The 6861-nt window shown below is 37.1% G+C and carries 8 protein-coding genes; 1 reads left to right on the forward strand and 7 read right to left on the reverse strand.

Annotation, left to right across the window (positions count from 1 at the left end; genetic code table 11):
* The 6 genes from HMPREF3129_RS04880 to HMPREF3129_RS04905 form a co-directional block, all read right to left on the reverse strand.
* Positions 1–1488: a DUF3383 domain-containing protein gene (locus tag HMPREF3129_RS04880; RefSeq protein ID WP_036918594.1), complete on the reverse strand. Its 1488-nt coding sequence runs from the start codon at positions 1486–1488 to the stop codon at positions 1–3.
* An 8-nt stretch (positions 1489–1496) separates the two neighbouring features.
* Entirely contained in the window at positions 1497–2009 is a 513-nt protein-coding gene (locus HMPREF3129_RS04885) for a phage gateway protein (RefSeq protein ID WP_004248364.1), read from the reverse strand.
* Positions 2010–2045: 36 nt separating this feature from the next.
* Positions 2046–2495, reverse strand: coding sequence for a lysis system i-spanin subunit Rz (locus tag HMPREF3129_RS04890; protein WP_036918597.1), 450 nt, complete (start codon positions 2493–2495; stop codon positions 2046–2048).
* On the reverse strand, positions 2492–2896 hold the full coding sequence (locus HMPREF3129_RS04895) for a hypothetical protein (RefSeq protein ID WP_017628006.1): 405 nt from the start codon (positions 2894–2896) through the stop codon (positions 2492–2494). Before HMPREF3129_RS04895 ends, HMPREF3129_RS04890 begins: the two co-directional genes overlap by 4 nt.
* 2 nt (positions 2897–2898) lie before the next feature.
* Positions 2899–3198, reverse strand: coding sequence for a phage holin, lambda family (locus HMPREF3129_RS04900; protein ID WP_004248367.1), 300 nt, complete (start codon positions 3196–3198; stop codon positions 2899–2901).
* Positions 3199–3578: 380 nt separating this feature from the next.
* Positions 3579–4394 (reverse strand): antitermination protein Q, encoded by an 816-nt coding sequence (locus HMPREF3129_RS04905; RefSeq protein WP_036918599.1) that lies wholly within the window; start codon positions 4392–4394, stop codon positions 3579–3581.
* A 249-nt stretch (positions 4395–4643) separates the two neighbouring features.
* Here HMPREF3129_RS04905 and HMPREF3129_RS04910 point away from each other — a divergent pair, with 249 nt between their 5' ends.
* Entirely contained in the window at positions 4644–5381 is a 738-nt protein-coding gene (locus HMPREF3129_RS04910) for a LexA family transcriptional regulator (protein WP_036918602.1), read from the forward strand.
* A 99-nt stretch (positions 5382–5480) separates the two neighbouring features.
* On the opposite strand, the gene trpS is transcribed toward HMPREF3129_RS04910, so the two are convergent.
* Complete coding sequence (gene trpS, locus HMPREF3129_RS04915; RefSeq protein ID WP_012368094.1) at positions 5481–6500, reverse strand: tryptophan--tRNA ligase; 1020 nt, start codon at positions 6498–6500, stop codon at positions 5481–5483.
* Positions 6501–6861 lie beyond the last annotated feature (361 nt).

A 6861-nucleotide genomic window follows, 5' to 3' on the forward strand; every position in this document is an offset into this window, starting at 1 on the left:
TTAAACTAAATTATGTGAGCCTTCAACTTTACGAACCCAATCGCCTTTACCGTAAATCAATACATATTTCATGGTGTATTCCGGTAAATTGCCTGGCCCTGTTTGTTCAACGATTTCAGCGTTGTACCAATAACCTTTGTTTTGTACATCGTGCCACGCTAAATCATCACCTGCCGCATCTGTAATTGCGATTTTTTGTACTTCTGTTAATGCTTTACCCGTTTGAATAGTGCCGTTATTTAATGCCTTTGTTACTGCCCCAGCAATGATCATCATCGCTCTTGCTTCACCATCTTTATTCGCAGGAATACCGCGCGTTGACAGTAATAAACTAAGCCACTGCTGTGCAATATACGCTTTTAGCCATTGCTCATTGGCATGTACGCTCATATCTACTGGATTAGCACCATTACCACATAAAAAACCACGTTGATAGAAACTGATCTCAGAGCCAGATACCGCCGTTTCACCATAATAGTTCACGCGCAATTTATCTAAGCGATCGGCCACCATATCTGTGGTAACTTGCGATGGGAATGTAATACCAAATTGTCGATACATGTAATTTGTGGTGGCATTAGTACGCTCAAAATCTGTTGCTGCCATAATCGCCATAGGCAACGCTTGCACAAAAAAGTTTTCCTCGGTTTTTAAATTCAACCCTGTCGATGCGGTATTCATTAATGCCTTGCTGTACATTTCAGCTTGTTGATCTGGCACCGATAAATAAAGTTGGTATTTGACATTTTCACCTGCTACGTATTCAGCCAGTTCCACACTTTGCTCAATAGATAGTTCGGTTAAAAATGTTGCACTACCAAATGAGTCAGAAATAGCTTCTGCAGCCATAAATGCTTCAAGGGCAGTCTGTGATGCATTACCCTCAGAAGTTTGTCCCTGACTTAACCCTAAGGCATCAGCAAGAGGTGAGTTGTTGACGCTAATCTGCGCTTTTTCTTGCACACCGCCGCTGATTAAGAAAGCACTATCCATAGCATTAAAAGTCACATAACAACTGGCAAATTGTGGCTCACTTTCAGCATTGAGTTTTGCTTGAATTACAGATGCAATATCACTATAGGACGTCACGTCTTGAAGAGAGAGCTTGCTGATTTTTTTAGTCACATCGCCAATCACCAGCGTTAACTCACCCTCTTCAATCAGCTTTAATTTATCCAGTGTGGCAACCGGTCCACCAAAGAGTGTTGGCGCTCGTCCCATTGGCTCATAAGAGGCAATTTGTAGCTCTTTAGGCTTGCTGACGGGAGCCGGACTCACATAACTAAAATATTGGCGGGCAAATTGCGCTTCTGGAGAATCAGCTCCCAGAAACGCATCAACTTGACCAGAAGTAAATTCGAGTACTTTCCCTGCTGGAATTTTAGGGTTTGTTGAAAAAATACGTGCGGTCAGTTTACGCATTGGTGCAGTAGAGGCACCAATCACCGCACTCGCAATATCAACATAGCGTGTTTGTTTAATAGACATATTTATCCTTAAATACGAGATAGATTAGATATAAGTAAATGTGTAGCTGCAGTGTTTAGAGATAATGAGCTGGGAAAAGTGACATTAAAATCAAATGAAGGATTATGTTCATAGCTATTTCCTTCATTAATTATTGGCGCACGCCTAATTTCTGTCGCACGTTGTATTCCTATTCCTTTTTTTCTCATTGATTCAATAAAAGGCAGCGAATGAATGATCATTCGCGTTGTTCTAATTAAATCACCTGCAGTAAAATCAGATTGTTTTTTAGTAAAGCTCTGAACTTGATAAGTTAACTCAACAAGTTGTTGTTCAGTGTGATTGGCATTATTACCTTGAACATCATAACTTCTTTTCTGCCAACCTTGGCTCACCTCCTTAATAGGAAAAAACATAATAATATTATTATCAGTGATTTCTTCCGGTTGATATCCTGTAATAACTTCAGCATTGATATCTGTTTTTATTAATTGTTTTATTAATTGCTCTCGAATAGCTTTATTAATATCATTATCATTCATTTCATCTCCTTTATTTTACACTCCTTTTTAATCACTTTAATTAATACACTCTTGGCGAATATAACCTTGTAGACCTAAGATGATGGACTCTGACTGAGCAATTCTTTCTCTGAGTATCCAATAATTTCGGATAGCGGCGTCAGTAGGTCTGGCGCGGGTTGCATCATCCACGCGGGGGGTGGAATTGGCGTCGTTTGTTGCACAACTGGCTCTGATGTACACCCGCTCAGGATCACGCTCAGCATAACTACGCAACCGGTTAATTTCGCTCTTGGCACTGGCTAACTCCTGTAAACGTTGAGTATCCATTTGATATAATTGCTTTATTCTTAATTGATAGTTTTTGTTTTCTACAATCTGTTGCGTCAGTGTTTCATTAATTTTCACATATTTTTGTTTTAATATTTTATTTCTATCAATAACCCAAAAAAGTCCAGCAATTAAACATAACATAATGATTATTATGATTTTTGTAAGATAGTTCATAATAACAACCAAGCATCTTCAAATACTTTTTTGGCATAGGGTTGATAACCCAGTTCAATATTAATAATGGCTATAGATAAAGATATACAAACTTTTTTTATTTGGGTATCAATAGGTTTATTACTTTCAATCCCTATTTCTTTTGATACGCGCTCAATATAACCCAATGTATTATTCTCATTAGGTGGTGCATAGCGATAAATAATAGATTTAATTGTATTTAAACCATATTTATTTTGATAGGTTTGAATTAATTTATAAATTGCTCTGATGCCATATTCTGGTGAAATAAATTGACAAAAATCTTTATCTGTTTGCGTGCTTGCTAATCCTTGCCATTTTGCACCATGGCGTATATTACCTGGGTTATTATTACGTTCACCCCGCGCTATTTTAGCCATTTTTAACTCCTATTTTTCCTGATAAGAAGTTTGCTTACAGGTTCAATGCCTACATAACCAATAAAGACACTGGCTAAGTAAGCAAATTGATGATTAATACTAAATAAAAGGAGAATATCTTTGATAAACCAAGCAAACATTGCACACATCAGTCCATCTAAAAAAGTTTTTTTCCATCCTCCTGCGTTATATAAACTTCGAAGAATAGCCATTCCCCCAGCGAGTAAGGCTGATATACCTTGCTCTTTCATTGAATAAAGAACAATGCATATTTGTTCCCATAGATCTGGATTTTCTTTCATTATTTCTTATGGCTTACCTCCAATCAGAGGAAATGTCATTAATAATATATTCATTCTTCATATCTAATTTTAATCACAAGGCTAATATGAATATATTGACGGTTTTATTTATCTAATAAATTAGATAAAAGCGTAGTATAAAAAATGCCATAACATAAACCTATTGGCAGTGAGATCGATTAACTCGCCAAGCTTATATAATGGTCAGTGTGATAGTGATAAATATTGAAAACAAAAAAGCCCCACTTCAAAAGTGAGGCTTCTTAGATTTTGCTGAGAGCTTGTTAGATACAAATCTCTCACTGTGGAGTTATAGTATGCTTATTTTTCCTTTAAGTCAACAATATTTTTTCATAAAAATAAATAAAAATAGAAAATTATTATTTTACAGTAACTTCTTGTAGAAATTTATCTGATAAAGACTCTTCTTTAAAGCATTCCGCCACTAAAAAATCAAATAGCGGTTTATAATGACTATAAGCAGCCGTTTTTGAAATACTCACCACATGTTGCAATTGTTGTAAGACTTCGCTGAATTTAAGGCGAGGATAACCGCGTCCAGCACATTGGCGACAAGGTTTAAATACGGCAACTCCTTGTAATTCAGTCTGTTTTTTATCAACAATTTTTCCACGTCCATGGCAACGGCATGCTAAACGAATTTCCGCTTTACCTTTGCATGTAGGGCAAATAACGCGTGTTACTTCCCTTACCTCTCGAAAAGAAGGTTTATTTGATGAGGTTGTTTTTAGATGAGGTTTGGCATTTTGAGTAACCTGCAGAGTTGTTTTTCGACCATGGCATTTGGTGGTAAAAACTTCAACTTCGATAAAGCCATCATCACAATCAGGACATGCTCTCTTGCTGGCTGCACTTCTGGCATAATCCTGAAAAGCATATTCAGCGATAATATGTAAAACTTTAGCTTTATCATGTTCAGCTAACTTATCAATCATCTTATATTGGTTAACTTGAGTTAATGCACATTGATACAGGCTTTCTATCGCTTCTTCGGGACGGTTAATGTGGTGCTTAGCTAAAAATAGCTCTATTCCCATTCGCCCTTTACGGGTCGCTAAGCTTATTGAAGCCATTACATCCGTAATGGATAATGAATCAACAGCTTTAGGCGTCCTAACATCACTTAATACAACACTTTTTGGAGAAAAATACTTAGGTAAGTCAGCTAATCTCATACAATATTCCCTTTGATTTACTGTCACGACTTATTTGCTTATCCATATCCCACAACAAGTTAGGGGCACTTACATGCCTGCTTAAATCACCATTAGCGTATTGATGCACTCAATGCTATTTTATACTCAACCTATCCGTTATGGTTAATTTAGTTAACAAATCATGTTTAACATACTTTTATTAACTGTTAGTTAATGCTAGTATGTAACTAAAGTCACGTCAAGCAAGATAGAAAAGGAAATTAACTAGTGGTTAAAAATGACTATAAGTTAGCATTCACAAAAAGACTACAAGAAGCCTGCTTAGACTCCGGGATTGCGGGTAGAGGGTTAGGTAAAAGAATTACAGAGGCATTGGCTAAACAAGGAATAAAAGTCAGTGCGCCCGCTGTCTGGAAATGGTTAAATGGTGAATCCGTTCCTGACTCAACGAATATTTTAGCCTTAAGTCAGTGGCTAGATGTTCGAGCTGAATGGTTAGAATATGGCAGAGGCGCCAAGAAAAATGATGGCATTTCAGTTAATGAAATAATACCTGTTAATGATTGGGATAATAGTACTCCTATAGAGCGAGATGAAGTGGAGATCCCATTTTATTCAACAATTGAATTGGCCGCAGGTTTTGGCAGTTGTACCACTGATAATCAAAAGGTGGAATTATTGAGATTCTCTCGTTCTACATTTAATCAATATGGTGTACAGCCAAGTGATGCTGTTGCTTTTAAAGTGCATGGCGACAGTATGTCACCGGTTATTCCTGACAGCTCTATTGTAACCATCAGTACAGGACATACTAAGATTATTGATGGTGGTATTTACGCTATTCAGCAAGGTGACTTGTTAAGAGTTAAAATCTTGCACCGCTTACCCAATAATAAAATCATTATTCGTAGCTATAATACGATTGATTATCCTGATGAAGAATCAACCTTAGAAGAAGTAAAAATCTTAGGGCGTGTTTTTAATTGGTCGGTGATGGGCTGGTGATCGCTTTAGGAAAAGTGAATGAAAAAGTGAATAGTGCTAACACTAGGCTTACTGATATTCACCGTTAAGCCTAATGTTAGCTTTTTTAAATACAATAGCTCACAAGATCAATAATCCTAGACCGCGTTTTACTTCATCAAGCTTTTGTTGAGTCACTTCTTTCGCTTTATCGCTCCCTTCTTTGATCACTTGTAATAAATAAGCTTTATCATTAATAAGTTGCGCTCTTTTTTCACGTATTGGTTGCAGAAGCTCTTGTAAGATATCATTAAGCATAGCTTTGCATTTCATATCACCAAGTCCTCCTCTTTGGTAATGAGCCTTCATTGCTGTCACCATGGCTTTATCTTGGCAAAAAGCATCTAAATAGGTGAACACCACATTACCTTCAATATGACCTGGTGATGCAACATCAATATGTTGCGGATCGGTATACATCGAATAAACCGCTTTTTTAATTTCATCTGCTGTGGATGATAAATTAATCGTATTACCTAAGGATTTAGACATTTTCCCACTACCATCTGTACCGGGTAAACGACCGACTTGCCCTACTACGACCTTACAACTTGTCAATACGGGTTGTCCTATTAAGCTATTTATTTTGGTGACGATTTCATTGGTTTGCTCAATCATAGGTAATTGATCTTCGCCTGCGGGCACAATATCTGCACTAAATGCAGTAATATCCGCCGCTTGACTGACAGGATAGGTTAAAAATCCCGCCGGCAATGAACGAGAAAGATTTTTTTGCAAAATCTCATGTTTTACTGTTGGATTACGCTCTAAGCGAGATACTGTGACAATATTTAAATACAGCATAGTCAGTTCTGATAAAGCCGGTAGTGCGGATTGTAAGCATAATGTGGAAAGTTTCGGATCAATACCAACAGCTAAATAATCAGCCACCACATCAAAAAGAAATTTACTGACCTTTTCAGGTGTTGAGCCATTATCGGTTAACCCTTGCATATCAGCCATTAAGATATATTGTGTCGCTTTCTTCTGAAATTCGACACGTTGCTGAAGAGAGCCAATATAATGACCAAGATGTAAAGGTCCAGTGATCCGATCCCCTGTTAAAACTATCGATTTATTTTCAGTGAGATATTTGTTCATTGCATTTCCTTAGTTGGGATAAATACCGCCAGAGAAATGCCATAAACAACATCACCGCGCTCTGGCGGCAATAGTGTTATTTATATAAATAAAAGATAAATAGGACTAGGTGCCGCTTAAATAAAGCGCCACCAATTTTGAATTGATCTTAATGAGCGAGGTCTTGTATTCACAATCTTTCCTTATTAACTTATTTAGTTGTATAGCAATTTTATCTATAAGTCAATCAAGGAAAATTATCCTAAGATCATCATTATCCCAACACGTGGAGATAAGAAAAAACCCGTTACCTCTTACGAGATAACGGGTTCTTATATGGTGCCGGCTACCGGAGTCGAACTGGTGACCTACTGATTACAAG

Source organism: Proteus sp. HMSC14B05, assembly GCF_001808035.1.
GTDB lineage: Bacteria > Pseudomonadota > Gammaproteobacteria > Enterobacterales > Enterobacteriaceae > Proteus > Proteus mirabilis.

What these genes read in the sequence shown, in the direction of transcription:
- HMPREF3129_RS04905 (WP_036918599.1), bottom strand. Translation starts at nt 4,394, where the DNA reads ATGAGATTAGCTGACTTACCTAAGTATTTTTCTCCAAAAAGTGTTGTA.
- HMPREF3129_RS04900 (WP_004248367.1), bottom strand. Translation starts at nt 3,198, where the DNA reads ATGAAAGAAAATCCAGATCTATGGGAACAAATATGCATTGTTCTTTAT.
- HMPREF3129_RS04885 (WP_004248364.1), bottom strand. Translation starts at nt 2,009, where the DNA reads ATGAATGATAATGATATTAATAAAGCTATTCGAGAGCAATTAATAAAA.
- HMPREF3129_RS04880 (WP_036918594.1), bottom strand. Translation starts at nt 1,488, where the DNA reads ATGTCTATTAAACAAACACGCTATGTTGATATTGCGAGTGCGGTGATT.
- trpS (WP_012368094.1), bottom strand. Translation starts at nt 6,500, where the DNA reads ATGAACAAATATCTCACTGAAAATAAATCGATAGTTTTAACAGGGGAT.
- HMPREF3129_RS04895 (WP_017628006.1), bottom strand. Translation starts at nt 2,896, where the DNA reads ATGGCTAAAATAGCGCGGGGTGAACGTAATAATAACCCAGGTAATATA.
- HMPREF3129_RS04890 (WP_036918597.1), bottom strand. Translation starts at nt 2,495, where the DNA reads ATGAACTATCTTACAAAAATCATAATAATCATTATGTTATGTTTAATT.